The organism is Spirosoma fluminis, from assembly GCF_054778895.1.
The window spans coordinates 125008-142798 of the sequence record NZ_BAAGZD010000004.1 but is presented as its reverse complement, the minus strand read 5'-3'; the positions used below and the strand labels follow the sequence as shown (position 1 = coordinate 142798).

The window sequence follows — 17791 nt, the reverse complement described above, 5'->3', positions numbered from 1 at the left end:
CCGATGAGTGCACAGATTGAGCAGGTTGATGCCCTAGAGGTACGGGTGTATACGACCCGACAGGAAATGGGAACGGCCGCCGGGCAGGATATTGCCGCTGAAATTAAAGAGTTATTACGGGCAAAGGAAAGTATTCGCATTGTGTTTGCGGCCGCCCCTTCCCAGAATGAGATGCTCGATTATCTGGCGTCTGCCGATGGAATTGACTGGGCGCGGATCGACGTTTTTCACATGGATGAATACGTAGGTTTGCCTGCCGATGCACCCCAGCGGTTCGCTCATTTCTTAACAACTAAGTTATTCGCTAAAGTAAATCCCCGTACTGTCCTTTTGATTGATGATTCGGCGGGAGCCACGGCGGCCTGTGAGCGCTACAGACAACTTCTCAGCGAGGGGCCAATTGATATCGTCTGTTTGGGCGTCGGGGAAAACGGCCATCTGGCCTTCAACGATCCGCCCGTAGCTGATTTCGATGATCCGGAAGTTATTAAGCGGGTGCAGCTCGACGAGGTTTGCCGGCAGCAGCAGGTAAACGATGGCTGTTTCCCCCAATTTGACGCCGTTCCCGAAGAGGCTCTGACCCTGACCATTCCAACGTTACTTTCCGGCCAGCATTTGTTCTGCGTCGTGCCGGGCAAAACAAAGGCCCAGGCCATACAGACTATGCTGAAGGGGCCGATCACGACAGCTTGTCCGGCGTCGATTCTACGTCGGCACCCAGATTGTAGGCTCTATGTAGACCAGGACGCTTACGGGTACGTAACGGCATGACGAAACCAGACAGGAATCAGACAGATCAGGTTATCAATGGCTTGCATTACCAGACCGGTGAGCCCTTGACGGTCACGGTACAGGATGGCCACATCAGCCAACTTGCCTCTGGCCCTGAAGTGTCTGATAAGCTGCCGTATATTGGCCCAGGCCTCACGGATTTACAGATCAACGGGTTTCAGGGTATTGATATCAACAGTGATACGCTGACGGTCGAGGACATGCTTACGCTGACCCATACCCTCTGGGGGTATGGCGTTACGTCGTTTTGCCCGACAGTGATTACCAACGCAGATAGCCGCATCCTGAAAACGCTGGAAATCATCCGGGACGCTTCTCAGTGTTTTCCGCTGGTGAAGGCCTGCCTGGGCGGCATTCACCTGGAGGGTCCATTTATTTCTCCGCAGGAGGGTCCTATTGGCGCTCACCCAAAAGCGTATGTCAAAGCCCCCGACTGGTCCTTATTCGAGCGGTTTCAGGCCGCGTCCGGAGACCGGATCAAACTCATTACGCTCTCCCCCGAGTGGCCTGGCTCCGCCGACTTTATCAAGCGGTGCGCAGCGGCTGGAGTGATTGTTTCGATTGGTCATACCGCTGCCACACCCGAACAGATTCGCCAGGCAGTGGAGGCTGGTGCCCGAATGTCGACTCATCTGGGAAATGCTTCGCATCAGATGCTGCCCCGCCACCCAAACTACATCTGGGAGCAGCTGGCGCAGGATGATCTCACCGCCTGCCTCATCGCCGATGGGTTTCATCTGCCCGATGCGGTGCTGAAAGTGGTCATGAAAGTAAAAGGCCAGCAGGCCATTCTGGTGAGTGACAGTGTTGGGCTGGCAGGTTGCCCACCTGGCCCCTACAGCACGCATATCGGCGGCCGCGTTGTGCTAACGGCGGAAGGAAAACTGCACCTGGCGGGTTCACCTAACGTATTGGCGGGTTCTGCTCAGCCGTTAGTCCGGGGAATCCAACATCTCCTCAACCGAAAGCTGGGCACGTTGGGCCGGGTCTGGGATATGGCCTCCGTTGGTCCCAGCCGCAGTCTGGGTTTACCTCAACAACAGGGTTTATCGGTAAGTGCCCCCGCCGACCTCGTTACGTTCCAACGGACAACGGACGGAATCCAAATTCTCGAAACCTATAAGCAGGGCAAACTCGTGTATCAATCCCATTCAGAAGCGCCCGTCCTCACGGGCAGTCGGTAACCGAAACGCCCAACCAGATTGACCCAGACTAACCGACGATAAAAAACATGGAAACACCGGACGTAGTAGACAACCAGTCCCTCACCAAGCAGAACGTAACGGGTTCTATTGTAATTATTGGCATCATGTTTTTTGTCTTTGGTTTTGTCACCTGGATCAATTCCATCCTGATTCCGTATTTCAAGATAGCCTGCGAGTTGACGCATTTCCAGTCTTATCTGGTCGCCTTTGCGTTCTACATTTCCTATCTGGTGATGTCGATGCCGGCTTCGGGGCTGCTCAAAAAAGTGGGATTCAAACGGGGTATGATGATTGGTTTCTTCATCATGTCGTTCGGGGCGCTGCTCTTTGTTCCAGCGGCCTTCACACGGACGTACGCCTTGTTTTTAACGGGCCTGTTTACGCTTGGTACCGGTCTGGCCGTTCTTCAGACAGCGTCGAATCCCTACGTAACGATTTTAGGGCCTATCGAACGGGCGGCCCAGCGGATCAGTATCATGGGTATTTGCAACAAAACGGCTGGCATTATCGCGCCCCTGCTGTTTGCCGCAGTAATTCTGCGGGCGTCCGACGCCGAATTGTTTAAGCAATTGCCCCTGATGACGCCTGCCGACCGGAACGTAGCACTGGACGAACTGATCCGGCGCGTCATCGTGCCGTATGCCTGCGTAAGTGTGGTGCTCTTTGGACTGGGGTTATTTATTCGGTTTTCCGCCTTGCCCGAAATTGACACTGAGCACGAAAGCGAGGGAATCTCCGCAGCTAACTCCGACAAAACCAGCGTGTTGCAATTTCCTCATCTGGTGCTGGGCGCGCTGGCGATTTTCTTTCATGTCGGCTCGCAGGTAATTGCTATCGACACGGTAATTGGGTACGCTACTTCGATGGGCGTTTCGCTGATCGACGCGAAAGGGTTTCCGTCTTACATTCTGTTTGCCACGATCTGCGGCTACATCGTCGGCATCGTTACCATTCCCCGCTTCATCCGGCAGGTCAACGCGTTACGTATCTGTACGTTGCTGGGCGTATTATTCAGCGTAGGTATTCTCTCTGCACCCGGCAACCTGACCCTGTTTGGCCATAGTATGAGCGTTTCGTTCTGGTTTCTGGTAAGTTTGGGTTTGCCTAATTCGCTGGTCTGGGCGGGCATATGGCCGCTGGCGCTGGCCGGTTTGGGACGGTTCACTAAATCGGGCAGCTCGCTAATGATCATGGGCCTGTGTGGCAACGCGATCATGCCCCTGGTATACGGCTACTTTGCCGACCGATTCTCACTCCAGCAGGCGTATTGGATACTCCTGCCCTGCTATCTCTACCTGTTGTTTTACGCGGCATACGGCCACAAAATCAGACGCTGGCAATAATCCCCGGCCGCCACAGCATTCCTGTTAATCACACTTACTTTCCGATACAGAACTTACTGAAAATGGAGTCTAGTAAGTCGTCGGTGGAGATCGCACCCGTTAGTTGGCCGAGGTGTTCCAGGGCGACCCGCAGGTCCATCGCCAGCCAATCGGGCGTTATGCCAGCGTCGAGTCCAGTTATAGCCCGCGCTAAGGCATTGTCGGTGCCCGTTAAGTGTTCATGGTGACGGGCATTCGTTACTACAGCGCTACCCGTCTGCACAGCCGCGTCTGTCCGTACCCGAGCGGATAACGCAGCTTTCAGTTCATCAATGCGGGCGTCTTTCGCCGAAATCCAGATAACGGGCTCATCAGCAGCTATCTCCAACGCCTGCTTCTGTTCGCTCGTAATGGCGTCGAGTTTGTTACCAACCAACAGATACGGTTTTCCGCTCTCCCGAACTTCCTGAATCGCGGTGATCAGTTCGTCGGGTGTCGAGTTCTTACCGTCGAACAGGTAAAGGACCAGGGCCGCATCCCGCATTTTTTGCTGCGTACGCTCAATACCGATGGCTTCAATCTGGTCCGTAGCCTGACGTAACCCCGCCGTGTCGATCAGCCGGAATCGGATGCCGTCAATGAATAACTCGTCTTCGATTACGTCGCGGGTTGTACCGGGAATGTCCGACACAATCGCTTTCTCTTCGTTCAGCAAGGCGTTCAGCAGGGTCGATTTACCGGCATTGGGTTTTCCAACAATAACGGTAGGAACGCCATTTTTGATGGCATTACCCGCCGAAAACGATTCGATTAGTGGATGGAGCACCCGACGAATGTCGAGCATCAGCTGGCGCAACTGATCACGGTGCGCGAATTCGACGTCTTCTTCGCCAAAATCCAGTTCCAGTTCTACCAGGGCCACGAAATCGATCAGCTGCTGACGTAATACGTTCAACTGTTTCGAGAAACCACCCCGTAACTGGGTCAACGCGGCCCGGTGACTGGCTTCCGAATCAGAGGCAATCAGGTCAGCAACGGCTTCGGCCTGCACCAGATCAAACTGCCCGTTCAGAAAGGCACGCTGCGTGAACTCACCCGGCCGCGCCAGCCGAACGCCTTCCTGCGTGAGTCGCCGTAGAATCTGCTGGATGATAAACTCCGAGCCGTGGCACGAAATCTCAACGACATCTTCTTTGGTGAACGACGTTGGGGTCCGGAATACCGTCACGAGCACTTCGTCGATGATGCCACCATCGGTAGTACGTATGGTGCCGAAGTGGGCGGTGTGGCTCGGCTGGCCCGTTAACTTTTTACCGCGAAAAATACGATTTGTCAGTTCAATAGCGCCCTCTCCGGATATGCGAATAACGGCTATAGCCCCAATTCCGGGTGCGGTAGCCAGGGCGGCAATGGGCTCTAACTGAAGAATTTCTGGATCTCTGCGGTCTGTCGTCACGGATAAATTTGCTACTGCCTACACACGCTACGTCCCAACTGTGGCGTGTGATCCGTTGATCGTCACGCAGCGGACGAAGTTAGTCTGGCAGGAATTAACTTTGAAAAAATAGGCAACTTATTCACGGCTCCCACCAACTGCTTTTCGAGCGCAACGGAGGGGATATCCAACAGGTCAGCGTACCTGTCGCCGAGGAAGAAACGCATTTGAGCCGCTGCCAGGTTCCGGAACGTATCGCTGCCGAGTTGTTCGCCGATCGAGTTTAGTAGCGATTTTGTCAACCCAATGCCTGCTTCGGAGGGCGCAAACTGCCGCTTGGCAATCATACGATCCAGCAGAAATGCTTCCCGCAGGTTTTGAGGAAGCAGTTCTTCGGTCACCCCGTTCAGATACCCAACTACGTTGATATGGTGCAGGTACGCTTCCTCGTCGGCTTCGCTGGCCTTTACGCCTGCTTTTCGTAAGCCACGGATAACAATGTACGAAAACGCCCCACTCGTGCCTGCCATGTCTTCCTGATTGACCGGATACCCCCATTCCATGTTCCAGCGCCCACTATGCAGCGAAAACCAACGTACCGCTGCGTGAATGAGCCGGATTTTCAGAGTGCGATGTATGGCGTTTACCTCACGGCAGCGGCCGACTGCCCACTCTTTCGGGTTATTCACGGCAAACACCCACTCACCCGTTTCCTGCAAACGCCGGGTCGTATCGCTTTTGATCCGTTCGGTCATCCATAATACCTGCGCCCCGTGAGCCCCGAGGTAACAATACGGCAGGGAAAAGGTGCCAAGTACCAGCCCAACGAGTCCGGCATGTTTCTGAAAAAAGGCCATGCCCCGCGCCATCTGGTCCTGATTAGCCCAGGGTGGTAATTGGCCATAGTCGTTGAAGAACGCCTGAACAACCGCTGGCTGCTGACTCAAATCAACTGTACTGGTATCTGCCAGCCAGCGCATAAATGTACTCAACGCCTGCGGTCCGCCTGCTTCGGTCACAGCCGCAATTACCGCATCGGCCGGGCCATCGCCCTGCTGACGATAGTGCTGCAATACGTCACTGGAAATCGTACGGGCGGTCTTAATCAGCGCTGGCATTTGTTGATTGCGGTTGTAAGAAGCTGTTTACATTAATCAACTTGAATTGATGCAAACAGCTTCTGAACGGATAACGGTACGTATACCCATTTGGTTTACCCCGACCACGCCGGTGCCCAACTATTCTCAGAGCTTGATCTGCAAGCCATCGTAGCCGAGCCGGATCGCTGTCGGCAGCTCTTTTTCGACTTCACGGTGCAGGCCAAGTTTATGGCTGATGTGCGTAAAATACGTACGCTCCGCACCGATGCGTTCGGCTAAGGCAACGGCTTGATCCAGGGTAAAATGCGAAATGTGGGGCTGTCGCTGGAGCGCATCAAGCACCAGAATTCGGGTGCCCATTACTTTGGGCAGTTCTTCTTCGGCAATAGAATTGAGGTCGGTCAGGTAGGTAAAATCCCCAATGCGAAACCCAAAAACGGGCAGCTTATGGTGCATTACTTCGATGGGAATGATGCGAATGCCAAGCACCTCAAACGGCTCGTTGGTGATCTCGTTGATTCGGACGCGGGGAACGCCCGGATATTTATGCTCTGCAAAGACGTACGCAAATTCGCGTTGCAGTTGCGCCAGTACTGTTGGACGGCCGTACAGAGGAATATCGCGTCCCGACCGAAAGTTATACGCCCGAACCTCATCGAGACCGGCGGTATGGTCCTTATGCTCGTGGGTGAACAGGACCGCATCCAGTTCGTTCAGGTTGAGCCGCAGCACCTGCTGGCGAAAGTCGGGGCCCGTATCGACAATGAAGCTGCGGCCCTCGACGGCGATATGAATGGACGACCGTAACCGTTTATCCCGAAAGTCAACGGAGCGACACACCTCACACGTACAGCCAATCAGCGGCACCCCCGACGACGTTCCCGTACCCAGCAGCGTAACAACCATAGAGAGCGAAAGAGTGAATCGGAACGCCGAACCGGAACGAAAGAGTGGTTAGCGCCTGTCGCTCCGGTTCGGCGTTCCGATTCACTCTCTCGCTCTTTCGCTTTTATTTATCCGTCAACTGATTAACGACCTCAACCAGCCGATCGAAGTTCAACGGTTTCACCAGCACATCGTTGAAGCCAGCCGTTTTGAACTCTTCTTCGGTGTAGTTTTTGGCGTTGCCGGTAATGGCTACAATAGGGACATTCGCCTTCGTCTGGTCCGACAGTGCGCGCACGCGTCGAACGCACTCCATGCCGTCCATAATCGGCATGTTGATGTCTAACAATAAGATACTGAAATCTTCTTTTTCCAGAATTTGCAATACCTGCTCACCGTTTTTTACAGCGGTGATATCGTAGTTCTGAAACTCAAGAATTTTACGGGCCAGATTCTGGATAACAGAGCTATCTTCGGCAATCAGGACGCGTTTGGAAGCTGACATAAGGCTTGTGATATCGGGTTACATTTAGCGTGGTGAAATTAGCAGTTAAATACTCAAACGCAAAAACGACTCCTGACTACGTAGCCATCTATCAGTCCCTTTGTTTTTCGTACCTCACTACTCTCCTGTCGGCGACACAACAGCTGATTGATTCAGGACAGGGCTTCGGCTAATTACTATAAGGCTTTGTCTATCAAAGTATTCAATTGGCCAGATTAAAAAATTCTAAGCCTCCGAACGCAATCTGTTTAAAACAGAGCCTGTGACTACCTATTCGGCATATTGCTATTTTGCAGAGATTAATTTGTATTAATACGGCACAAGCAATCCATTTTTCTTTTACTTTTATTCTTCCAAGCCAACTCAACCGGCTTCGATTGTCTGCTCTCTGTTCCATTCTCTTCGCGTTAGCAACTGAATGGTTTTCCCGCCCGTTTTTAGCTGCGGAAGTACGCTAAGCTTTCCTCTTTTTCTACTTTATCCATTAAGATTATGAGACTCACCGGACCGGAGGGTGTCTTCGAGCTGACTATTCTGGATTACGAATACAGTGATGCACCCCGCTTCTTAGACCGCAACTGGCTTATTGTGAGCCTAAAAACGCAATACCATAACCGGGAGTGCGTGCGTACGGCCTCAATTCTGTCAACCTGGGAGCTTGAACTCCTGGCCAACTGGATGCAATCGGTAGCCAACGAAGATGAACTGTCTCCCAAGCTAACCTTTATTGAGCCCGCACTGGGATTTAGTAACGTATCGAGGGGGTACGGCGACTATCGGTTCCGGATTAAGCTAAGCTCCGATGCGCAGCCTGACTGGCAACGGGAGCCCGTACCGTTTTACCTGCCCGTAGCGCCCGACAAACGTGAACTTCAGGGCGCTATTTCCGATCTGCACCATCAACTGCAACGCTTTCCCGTACGGGATTGAATAAGCTCACCCAGTCGGCTTAACGAACAAGCCGACTGGGTGAGAACAATTAGTTCTGGTGACTTAGCTCTTCTACAAAGTCAGCGAATGCGTGTTGTAAGGCTTCCAGCGCATCAGACAAACCGCTCGTGTCGTTCACTTTCAGCTTACCCTCGGCCGTCCGGGCAATGTCTGCCACCCGCGCCACTCCAATCGTTCCGGCGCTCCCTTTCAAGGTATGCAAATGGCTCTTAACGGTCGGAATATCGCCTAATTTATAGGCATCAACGGCACCATGCACGAGCTCGGTCGCTTCCGTAACAAACTCCTCCATAATACTGTCGACCAATTCCTGGCCACCAATATCACGCAATTGGTCCACAATCTCAGCGTCAATAATGGGTAGAGTGAGCTCCGGCCCTACCGGCTGTTTCTGCACGGGTTTTGGAACATCGGTACGGTGTTTGGCCCGGCTCGCGTCGGCAATCTCTTTGACCTTGGCAATCAGGCTCTGCGCCCGGATCGGCTTGGCGATGTAATCGTCGAGTCCCTGGCTGATGAAGCGCTCCCGGTCTTCCCGCATCGAATACGCCGTCATGGCAACAACCGTTGGCAATCGCTGACCAAACTGATCGCGTAACTGCCGGGTTGTCTCCACGCCGTCCATATCGGGCATTTGAATGTCCATGAAGATTACGTCGAACGAAGGCTCCTGCGGTACGTCCAGGCTCCTTTGGGCAACCGCGTCAATGGCGGCTGGGCCACTGTCGGCCGTGGTGACAATGCAGCCCGCTTTGCGCAGGATCTCACTGGCGACCTTGCGGTTTACAGCATTGTCGTCGACCAGTAATACGTTCGGGTGGTAGTCGCTGAAGAAGTTAGCCAGCGTGATTTCGGCGGCTTCGGTTGTCTGCTGCGTGGGGCTGATGCTGGTTTCCTTTAACTCGATCGTAAACCAGAACGTACTGCCTTTTCCTACCTCCGATTCCACACCGACCTCGCCTTTCATCAGATGGGCCAGCTCCTTCGAGATGGCCAGCCCGAGTCCGGTGCCGCCGAACGATTTACGCGACGACGTATCGACCTGGCTAAACGAGTTGAACAAAAGGTTGATGTTTTCCGACGAGATGCCGATGCCCGAATCCCGGACCTCAATCCGAATGCGGTTGAATTTCCCCCGTTTGCTGATCAGCGAAGCGTAGACACGTATCGCGCCGTTCTCGGTGAATTTAATCGCGTTGGAAGTCAGGTTTGATAAGACCTGTAACAGCCGCGTCTGGTCCGCAATTACGAACGTCGGTAAATCGGGCGTCAGGTGATACGTTAGCTCGTTATTTTTTGAGTGGGCCTGCTGACCAAATAAAGCAATGAGCTTCTCGAAGATTTCGGCGAAGGCCACCGGCGCTTCGTGCAGCACCATCTTACCGGCTTCAATTTTTGACAGATCGAGAATGTCGTTCAGGATGTTGAGCAGCGTTTCGGAAGAACGTTTGATTGTTTTTACGTAACTGCGCTGCTCCTCGTCCAGCTGTGTATCGTTCAGCAGGTCGATCATGCCAATAACGCCATTCATGGGCGTGCGGATTTCGTGGCTCATATTCGCCAGAAACCGCTCTTTCACCTTTAGCGACCGTTCCGCTTCGTCTTTGGCTTTGACCAGTTCGGCTGATTGGCGCTTGAGTTCTGTGATGTCGCGCGCCAGCACCGCCACGACCGAGTCAGACGCCGGATCGTCGTTGAGCAGCAGCATGTTAAACATGAACTGCCGTTCCGACCCATCTTTGCGACGCATACTAGCCTCAAAATTGCGAAGACTGCGGTTGCGCCCGAGCTTGATCATGGCCCGGTGGATAATGCTCTTGTCAATAAAGAAATTCGTTACGTCTTCGCCCAGCACTTCGTCGGGTGTATAACCCATGCGTTTAAAGACCGACGGACTGATCATGGTGATACGTCCTTTCCGATCCACCCGCGCGTAGATGTCCTGGAGGTTCTCGAAGATACCCCGGAATTTCTCTTCGCTCTGGCGCGTAGCGATTTCGGCCCGCTTCCGGTTGGTAATGTCGCGGGCAATACCGGACACTTCGTCAATTACCCCGCCTGCCAGCAGAATCGGATTCAGGTGAAACTCCAGGTACGTCTCTCCTTTCTGGTTGTCGAAATGAAGCTCAAAATTCTGTGCGAACCCCCGAAATGCCTGGCGGTACTTTTCTTCCAGCATCTTCCGGTTTTCGTCGCCAATCATTCGCCAGCCCAGATTGGGGGCGCTGGAGTGCAAGGTCGGCGTTTCGTCCAGTTGATACTCAATCAGTCGGGCGTAGTTCTTGTTAAACGAGGTCAGTTTCAGCGCTTTGTTGACCGACCAGATCAGGTACGTACTGCTGTCGAAAATAGCGTTCAGCCGGGCATTCTGCTTATCAAGCGCGGCTTCGGACTGTTTGCGGGCAATGGCCAGGGCGACCTGACCCGAGATGAATTCGAGCAGTTCCAGGTCACGCGGGCCGTAGATCCGGGCGTCGTCGTACGACTTCACGCCGATAATCCCCGTAATTTCGTCGCCAATCCGCAGCGGAGCCGTCAGCATAACCTGCGGCTGAAGCTGGCCATACAGATCAATCTGGTGCTGATCGGCCAGTTGACGAATATCTTTTTCGTATAAAAACAGCGGCTTATTGGCGCGGATGGTGTATTCGGTCAGTCCATTGCCAAGCTTACGTTTGGTGAAGCGCATATTGCCGCCGAAGTATTCATCAACGTAGTACGGAAACGACAGATACGTCTTGCTGGAGTCGTAGAGGGCAATAAAGAAGTTACGGGCGTCGATAATGTTGCCTAACTCCTCGTGAATTTTCTGATACAGTTCGTCGAGGTTCGGCGTGTTGATGGTCCAGTTGGCAATGCTGTAATACAGTTTCTGGGATTTTTCGGCCCTGATTTTACCGGTCGTATCGTGCAGAATGCACCGAAATGCGGTCGGTCGGCCGTTGTCGAACCGGCAGTTTACGCTGCCCGACAGAAACAGAGTTTTACCGGACTTACTCCGGAACACGGTTTCAAAATACGGGAGCTTGTCGCCTTCCTGAATGCGTTTGAGCAGCGACAGGGTGCTGGTGGCGTAATCGGGGTGCAGCACATCGCGCAGGTTCAGGGCGGCAATCTCTTCGGACCCGTAGCCCAGCACTTCCCGCCAGGCCCGGTTTACGAAAATAAATTTTCCGTCCAGCGTCAGGAGTTGAATCAGATCCGACGTATTGTCGACCAGATCCTGCAACTGCGCGTTCGTGTTCGATAAGGCCGAAGCCACCCGCCGTTTGTTGGTTACGTCCTCCCCGATCACCGTAAACGACGATACCGTTCCGCCGGACTCGTTCAGAATGAGTGAATTGAGCTGGACGTTACGGGTAGCCCCGCTACGGGCCAACAGGCTGATTTCTTTTTGTTCGAGAAAACCGCCTTTCGCCAGCGCTTCCTCAAAGTCCAGTTCGAGCCGGGCCCGATCGACGGGGGGAATCAGGATATCGAAAAAGTTTTTGCCGACTATATCGTCCGGTTGCCAGGCCGTTACGCGGTACGTATACGGATTGGCATACCGTAACGTTCCGTCGCGTTCGATGGTAAATCCAACCAGATTCAATTGATTGACCGTATGTTCAACGTCGAAGCCGGGTTGTGCTTCGGCGGTCAGTACGCCATCCCGTTCCTGATGCAGCCGTTGGATTTCGGCCACTAGTTCATCTTTTGTTTTTGCCGACCAGTGCATGGTGCAGTTACTAGTTTTGTCAGTCTCCGTGTTGCAATCTGACAAACGGAAACAGATAAATTTACAAAAAATGCTGATTTTCGGCAATTACTCGCTTAAAACTGCGTACGATTCGGCCGAAAGGCATATTTATTAATCGAATCGGCTGTGGTTGAAAACGGATTCGTTACTTTGCTATGTCTCCATTCATTGCTATGCTCCGACGTGTATCCTACCTGCTCCTGCTGTTTGCCTTCGTGGCCTGCGAGCCGTATGATCTGACCAAGAAAAACTTTCCGGTATGCGCGAAGCCGTCGGCTGGTATCGGCTATACCGCCGGATTTCTGGACGTTACGTTTTTCCTGGACAATCCGCAGGGCGACATTGGCGTTGCGGGCTGGGACCCCGGCGATGGCAAAGGGGTTAACCGCGTCGGTACACGCGTTACGTATATCTACGATAAGCCGGGTACGTACACCGTTACGCTTGTGCTGGTTAACTCGTGTGACGACAAATTTACCCAAACCCGCCAAATCACCGTCCGTAACTAATCCATCATGCGTTTACTTATCCTGTTTTGTGTCGGGGTTTTGCTGGCGTTGCCGGGTCGGGCCCAGGAACGCGTTGCCAACGTTCGGCTGCGGGTGGCGGATTCATCTCGACTAGAAATTCGCTATGATCTACTGAACGCCCGCCCCGGCGACTCCATCTATTTCGAGATACGTAGTCGACTGCGGGGTGCATTGCGCATTCTGCCTGAATTTGTCAGGGGTGACATCGGCAAGCGCATCACGGCCGGTTCCGAACGACGTATCGTGTGGGACGCCCTGGCCAATGGCTATTCGCTGAACGAGGAAATACGGGCAACGGTACTGGTTAAGTCGGGGCCACCTCCCGTTGTTATGGCCCCCAAGCCTAACGAACCATCCATTGCCGCCAAACCAACCGAACCGCTCCCCGATCCGAGGCCAGCCGCGCCGACAAGACCGAACCCGACCGAATCTGTGGTTACTACTGAGCCGCAAAAAGCGCCCGTAACCGAGCCGCCAGTCGTTCCGCAAACACCCCGGAACGAACCGAAACCCCTTCAGCCGTCGCTACTCCCTCCGGCGGATGCCGCTCCGGAACGTGTCTCACGCGGCCGGTACGCCGGGCCAGCCTGGGCTCTGGTATCAGCTATTGCGCCCGGCATCGGCAATATTTTCGTGCAAACACCCAAACCCCGAATTGGCTTTCGGCCGTTAGTGACCGTAGCGGCCTATGGGCTGGTTGTCTATGGCTTTATGGAACGTCAGAAAGCGCAGGATACCTACGCGATCTACCAGGAGCAGAAAAATGCCGCGGCCGGAGAACCACTCTACCAAACGGCCAACGACCATCATCATCATTATTGGCTGGCAACCCGGGGCGCTATCGTTCTGACCGCTGCGGACGTTATCTTAACTTTTGTCAAAGGTCTCCGCAACAATCAGCAACAGAATCAAGCGCCACGTAACGAAGGCCTTACGCTCCGACCAGGTATGCAGGCGGGTCAGCCCACCGCTGTTCTTCGCTATTCATTTTGACAATTACTGAGCCATGCGCGCTATACTAACAAGTCTTCTCCTCCTCTTCTTGGTGCTGCCCATCGGTACGCAGGCGCAAGCCACGCGACGGGCCAGGGCGGTGATCTATTCGGCGTCAAGCGATTGGCAAAAGGTGACCTTAAAGCCAACCCAGCCGATACGTTCCCGGCCAGCAGCGCCCCCGCCAATAACAAACACGGCAGCTACGCCAACCAACGAGCCCGTTACGCGGCAACCGGGCATGACCGAATCAACCGTTGAACCCGTTACTCCACCCACGCGAACGGCGGCTCCTGCACCGTCTGCTGTGGCAGGCTTCCGGCCAGCCTTTACGGGTGACTTTGCCACCAATCGCAACGGTTGGAAAGCAGGTAATAAAGGCGATTATCAATACCAGATCGGTCTGGGTCGCTATAACATTCGCAAGCGTAACGCGAACACGAAACAGGTAGCCTTTTCGTACGTAGCCTTACCCCCCGACATCAACTTAAACCGGGCGGATACCTTCACCATTAAAGTTGACGTGTTGGCGGATTCAGGGCGCATCCCGACGGGGGGATTGTTGTTTGGGGTGAAAGATTCGCTGAACTTCTGTGCCTTTACGTTGAACGGAAAAGGCGAAATCTCCATCATCCGGGTCGCGAACGGTGCTACGTTCAGCGATTACATGCCCGGCGACTTCTTTTCTCCCGGCGTTCCGGTCGACAGAAACCGCAACCGGCTCAGCATTCGCCGTCGGGGGGCGGCCCTTTACTTCTACGTCAATGAACAGGAAGTACGCAGCAGCCCCTACCCGTTCCGAATGCTTTCGGGAAATGGCATTGGCATGATGACTTCCGCGTACTGGACATCGTTCCAGAAACTATCCGTCACCTTAGGCCCTTAATTTGTTCGGGTAGTCAGCGACATGCAGGCGCTTTGCTCTACTGACCCTACCCTCCTGAATCGTTGGTTTTATGAACTACCGCTCCCGTGTTCTGTCGTTTCTGTTTGCATTATCGACCATTACGTATATCGACCGGACCTGCATTTCACTGGTAGCGGCCGACATGAAGCAAGACCTGCACATTGAAAACGATGCCTGGGGATGGATTCTGAGCGCTTTTGCCTTATCGTATGCCTTGTTTGAGCTGCCTACCGGTGCCATGGGCGACCGATTGGGTCCGCGACGGGTACTGACACGGGTCGTTATCTGGTGGTCGACCTTTACCGCCTTAACCGGAACGGCCACCAGCTGGCTCTATCTGCTGATTGTTCGCTTTTTATTCGGCGCGGGCGAAGCGGGGGCTTACCCGAACGCATCGATTGTGGTATCGCGCTGGTTTCCGCGTCAGGAAACGGGGCGGGCGCAGGCATTTATCTGGGCGGCCGGTCGCGTCGGTGGTGCCTTAGCCCCCTGGATGGTCATTCCCATTGCCGCTACGTTTGGCTGGCGAATTTCCTTTTTCGCGATGGGCTTCCTGGGTATTCTCTGGGCGGTGTGCTGGTACGTCTGGTTCCGCAATTTTCCCAGTGAAAAACCAGACGTGTCGCCCGATGAACTACACCACATCGAAGCGAACCGGCGGTTCAAGGCACATAGTCATCACATTCCGTGGTGGACCATTCTGAAAACTCCGAACATGTGGGCGATCATGCTTATGTTCCATTTCTACATGTACGGAGCTTATTTTTTCACGGGCTGGCTGCCGACATACCTCAAAGAAGGTCGACATTTTGACCAGAGCCAGATGCAGCTTTTCGCTACGCTACCGTTTGTACTGGGCACCATCGGTTGCCTCACGGGCGGCTACATCAGCGACTGGCTTTCGAAACGGTACGGCCTACGCGTGGGTCGTCGGGCGGTGGGTATTGTGGGGATGGGCTTGTCGTCGGCGGTGATTTTTCTGTCGGCCATCACAACCGATAACCAGACAGCGGCTGTTTTATTGGCGATGGGTATGGGCTTCAAAGACCTTACGTTACCCGTGTCGTTTGCGGTCTGTAATGATGTAGGACGCAGTCAGTCGGGAACCGTATCGGGTGCCATGAACATGGCCGGTCAGTTGGGCGCGGTATTTTTGGGAGTATTATTCGGCTACATCGTCAAGGCGACGAATGATTTCAACCTGCCTTTATTCCTGATTGCGGGCTTACTGCTGTGCAGTTCGTTACTCTGGCTACGTATCGACCCAACGAACGAACTGGCGATACCAGCGCAGGAGGAACCGACAATGGCGTAGCTCCCTATTGGCGAATCTGTTCGCCGTTCCGGTTAATGGAAATCAGCTGACCGTTGAGAAAAGCGCCAGCCGTGTTGCCCTTAAAAGGCGTAACGGCTTCAAACTGCGGTTCAATGACCCATTCGTCAGCTTCGTTTATAAAACCCCAGCGGCCATTACTGCGGGCCCGTCGCCAGCCCTGGTCGTCCGTGCCTAATTCAACTTTGTCGTAAGGTTTATTACCGAACGATTCTTCATATTTCCCATTACGGGCATCGGCCGGTGTAGCAGGCTGCGTAGTGGGTTCTTCCGGAATGGTTGATTCCCTGGCGGATGATTTTTTAGGCGCTTCGTCAGCCGGATCGGCGACCTTCTCCGCTACCGTCGACGCCGGCTCATCCGCAGGGGGCAGGGGCGTATCGGTAGTCGGTGTTTCAACCTCCCGTTCGGGCTGCCGTTGGCTAACTCCCGATGTGGTCTGCTCCGTCCGATTACTCTTTCGGCTCCGTCGTTCGGGCTCCCGATCATTTTGTTGGGAGTTGCTGCTTTTTATGAACCAATAGATCAGGGCCAGCAACGCCAGCGCGAACAACACTCCATACACCCCGCTTCGATCGCGCGGAATCACCTCGACCCGAACGGTACTGAGCGGATTATTATTGGCATCGAACAGGGTATAATCCGTTGTCTTCGTCGGCTTTACCCAACCCCGGTTCTTCGGCGACAACCCTTCGCCCAGATCATCGATCGTTACGGCCAGCAGATTTTCGACTTCCCATTCCAGCGTAACCGCCTGACCGCGACGAATACGGGCCGGGCTTGCGGTATACTTTCGAACGATGGGAGTCGGCGGCTCGGGCAAACGGACCGGCTCAGGCGCTGGAGTTGTCACCCGAACAGGCTCTGGATTAACGCGCGCTTCCGGCTCTGCACGGATTGGCGCTGGTGGTTGAGGAGGCTCAGCTGTAGGTGCCGGTTCGTCAATCTGCTGAACGGTTGTCGGCTTTGGCGGCTCCGGCTCGCTTTCGATCAACTCCTCGAAGCGATCCGGCTCACTCGTTACGGGCTCCGCCGTTTGCTGTGGTGCATTGGCTTTGGTGATCCGGGCCAGGACCGAAGGCACCCAACGGTTCCGAACAAAATCGGGCGACAGGTTGAGCGAGGAAGCGGCATTGACAATCTGAGCCAGGTCCTGGCTAATCAGGTGGCTGCGGGACGGTTGAGCGAGTCGGGCAATGCGGGCATGAATATTCTGAAACAGAATGCTATTATTCTGCACCTCCTGACTAACCTCGCTCGCTCGTTTTAACGCGGCTTCAAGGGTCAGCCCGGCCTGTTGAGCATCCTGAAGGTACCCGTTACTCCGCCAGGCATCGGGCCCGTCGAGCACAATGGCTTCGCGCAGTCGGTCGATCAGTTCAGTTTCTGTCATTGATGGGTAGTAGAGGTAAATTCTGGTCTGGCTAACGTATGGAACAAGCTTCGGCCGGATCAGTGTTCCGCTTGTGCTATCGTAAACGCAAAAATCAGTCGAAGGTCACAACATTACGTCGATAGTCGACCGAAATTGTACCAAACTGCGACAACGCCGACTGCCCCAGCAGTAAGGGTGCTTTAGCGCTGCTCACAATATTGGCGTGAACGTTCTGGAGCACCCGATCGCCAATCTGCACCGATTTCAACCGAACGACCGATCCTGGCGAAATGTCGCCGTTGGCATCCTGAAAACGCGCCTTCCCGACAATGTCCGCGTCGCTAATTGCGCCTTGTTTGTACATAAACTCAGCTTCGGTTGCCGACATCGAAATCAGGCTGGCTCCTGTATCGAGAATAAACTTCATGGGCAGGCCATTGACCGTAACCGGCACTTTGTATACACCGTTTTCTTTCTCCATCGCCACTTCCGTTGGGCCGGAGCCGATCTGTTTTAAGGTAGGTTTAGCGTTTACGGGCGGTGTCTGGGCGACTTTGTCAGCCGGTTGTTCTGTTTTGGCCCGTTTCTGCCGACGCGGCTGGTGACTCCCCGAACGCGAACAGCCCGAGCAGCCCGACAGGTACAGCAGCGAGCTAATCAGCAGAAGTGACACAAAAAAGCGAATAGTCATTCGTTGTTGGTTCAATAGAGTAGTTGGA

At 54.1% G+C, this 17791-nt stretch carries 15 protein-coding genes; 8 read left to right on the top strand and 7 right to left on the bottom strand.

The window, feature by feature from the left end:
- Positions 1-3: 3 nt before the first annotated feature.
- From ACYVBJ_RS05980 to ACYVBJ_RS05970, 3 genes are read left to right on the top strand one after another with little or no spacing between them, the layout of a single operon-like run.
- On the top strand, positions 4-771 hold the full coding sequence (locus ACYVBJ_RS05980) for a glucosamine-6-phosphate deaminase (protein WP_460981388.1): 768 nt from the start codon (positions 4-6) through the stop codon (positions 769-771).
- Positions 768-1976 carry an N-acetylglucosamine-6-phosphate deacetylase gene (locus ACYVBJ_RS05975; RefSeq protein WP_460981387.1) on the top strand — a complete coding sequence of 403 codons (1209 nt, stop codon included), beginning with the start codon at positions 768-770 and terminating at the stop codon, positions 1974-1976. Before ACYVBJ_RS05980 ends, ACYVBJ_RS05975 begins: the two co-directional genes overlap by 4 nt.
- Before the next feature lie 47 nt (positions 1977-2023).
- The gene (locus ACYVBJ_RS05970) at positions 2024-3340 is read left to right on the top strand and encodes a sugar MFS transporter (RefSeq protein ID WP_460981386.1); all 1317 of its coding nucleotides are present in this window, start codon (positions 2024-2026) and stop codon (positions 3338-3340) included.
- Positions 3341-3374: 34 nt separating this feature from the next.
- Here ACYVBJ_RS05970 and mnmE read toward each other — a convergent pair whose 3' ends face one another.
- The 4 genes from mnmE to ACYVBJ_RS05950 form a co-directional block, all read right to left on the bottom strand.
- Positions 3375-4748, bottom strand: a complete 1374-nt coding sequence (mnmE, locus tag ACYVBJ_RS05965; RefSeq protein ID WP_460982122.1) for a tRNA uridine-5-carboxymethylaminomethyl(34) synthesis GTPase MnmE — start codon at positions 4746-4748, stop codon at positions 3375-3377.
- 89 nt (positions 4749-4837) lie between these two features.
- The gene (locus ACYVBJ_RS05960; RefSeq protein WP_460981385.1) at positions 4838-5872 is read right to left on the bottom strand and encodes an oxygenase MpaB family protein; all 1035 of its coding nucleotides are present in this window, start codon (positions 5870-5872) and stop codon (positions 4838-4840) included.
- 126 nt (positions 5873-5998) lie between these two features.
- Entirely contained in the window at positions 5999-6760 is a 762-nt protein-coding gene (locus ACYVBJ_RS05955; protein WP_460981384.1) for an MBL fold metallo-hydrolase, read from the bottom strand.
- Positions 6761-6863: 103 nt separating this feature from the next.
- Complete coding sequence (locus ACYVBJ_RS05950) at positions 6864-7244, bottom strand: response regulator (RefSeq protein ID WP_460978177.1); 381 nt, start codon at positions 7242-7244, stop codon at positions 6864-6866.
- Positions 7245-7736: 492 nt separating this feature from the next.
- Here ACYVBJ_RS05950 and ACYVBJ_RS05945 point away from each other — a divergent pair, with 492 nt between their 5' ends.
- On the top strand, positions 7737-8174 hold the full coding sequence (locus tag ACYVBJ_RS05945) for a WapI family immunity protein (protein ID WP_460981383.1): 438 nt from the start codon (positions 7737-7739) through the stop codon (positions 8172-8174).
- A gap of 49 nt (positions 8175-8223) precedes the next feature.
- On the opposite strand, the gene ACYVBJ_RS05940 is transcribed toward ACYVBJ_RS05945, so the two are convergent.
- The gene (locus ACYVBJ_RS05940; RefSeq protein WP_460981382.1) at positions 8224-11913 is read right to left on the bottom strand and encodes a PAS domain S-box protein; all 3690 of its coding nucleotides are present in this window, start codon (positions 11911-11913) and stop codon (positions 8224-8226) included.
- Positions 11914-12089: 176 nt separating this feature from the next.
- Between ACYVBJ_RS05940 and ACYVBJ_RS05935 the strand changes: the two genes are divergently transcribed.
- The 4 genes from ACYVBJ_RS05935 (at position 12090) to ACYVBJ_RS05920 (ending at position 15679) form a co-directional block, all read left to right on the top strand.
- Positions 12090-12443 (top strand): PKD domain-containing protein, encoded by a 354-nt coding sequence (locus ACYVBJ_RS05935; protein ID WP_460981381.1) that lies wholly within the window; start codon positions 12090-12092, stop codon positions 12441-12443.
- 6 nt (positions 12444-12449) lie between these two features.
- Complete coding sequence (locus ACYVBJ_RS05930; protein WP_460981380.1) at positions 12450-13457, top strand: hypothetical protein; 1008 nt, start codon at positions 12450-12452, stop codon at positions 13455-13457.
- A gap of 13 nt (positions 13458-13470) precedes the next feature.
- On the top strand, positions 13471-14343 hold the full coding sequence (locus ACYVBJ_RS05925) for a hypothetical protein (protein WP_460981379.1): 873 nt from the start codon (positions 13471-13473) through the stop codon (positions 14341-14343).
- 70 nt (positions 14344-14413) lie between these two features.
- Positions 14414-15679: an MFS transporter gene (locus tag ACYVBJ_RS05920; protein WP_460981378.1), complete on the top strand. Its 1266-nt coding sequence runs from the start codon at positions 14414-14416 to the stop codon at positions 15677-15679.
- A gap of 4 nt (positions 15680-15683) precedes the next feature.
- Here ACYVBJ_RS05920 and ACYVBJ_RS05915 read toward each other — a convergent pair whose 3' ends face one another.
- Together ACYVBJ_RS05915 and ACYVBJ_RS05910 are read right to left on the bottom strand one after the other, a co-directional pair.
- Positions 15684-17090 carry a WG repeat-containing protein gene (locus ACYVBJ_RS05915; protein WP_460981377.1) on the bottom strand — a complete coding sequence of 469 codons (1407 nt, stop codon included), beginning with the start codon at positions 17088-17090 and terminating at the stop codon, positions 15684-15686.
- Between the two features lie 94 nt (positions 17091-17184).
- Entirely contained in the window at positions 17185-17763 is a 579-nt protein-coding gene (locus ACYVBJ_RS05910; RefSeq protein ID WP_460981376.1) for a retropepsin-like aspartic protease family protein, read from the bottom strand.
- Positions 17764-17791: the final 28 nt, after the last annotated feature.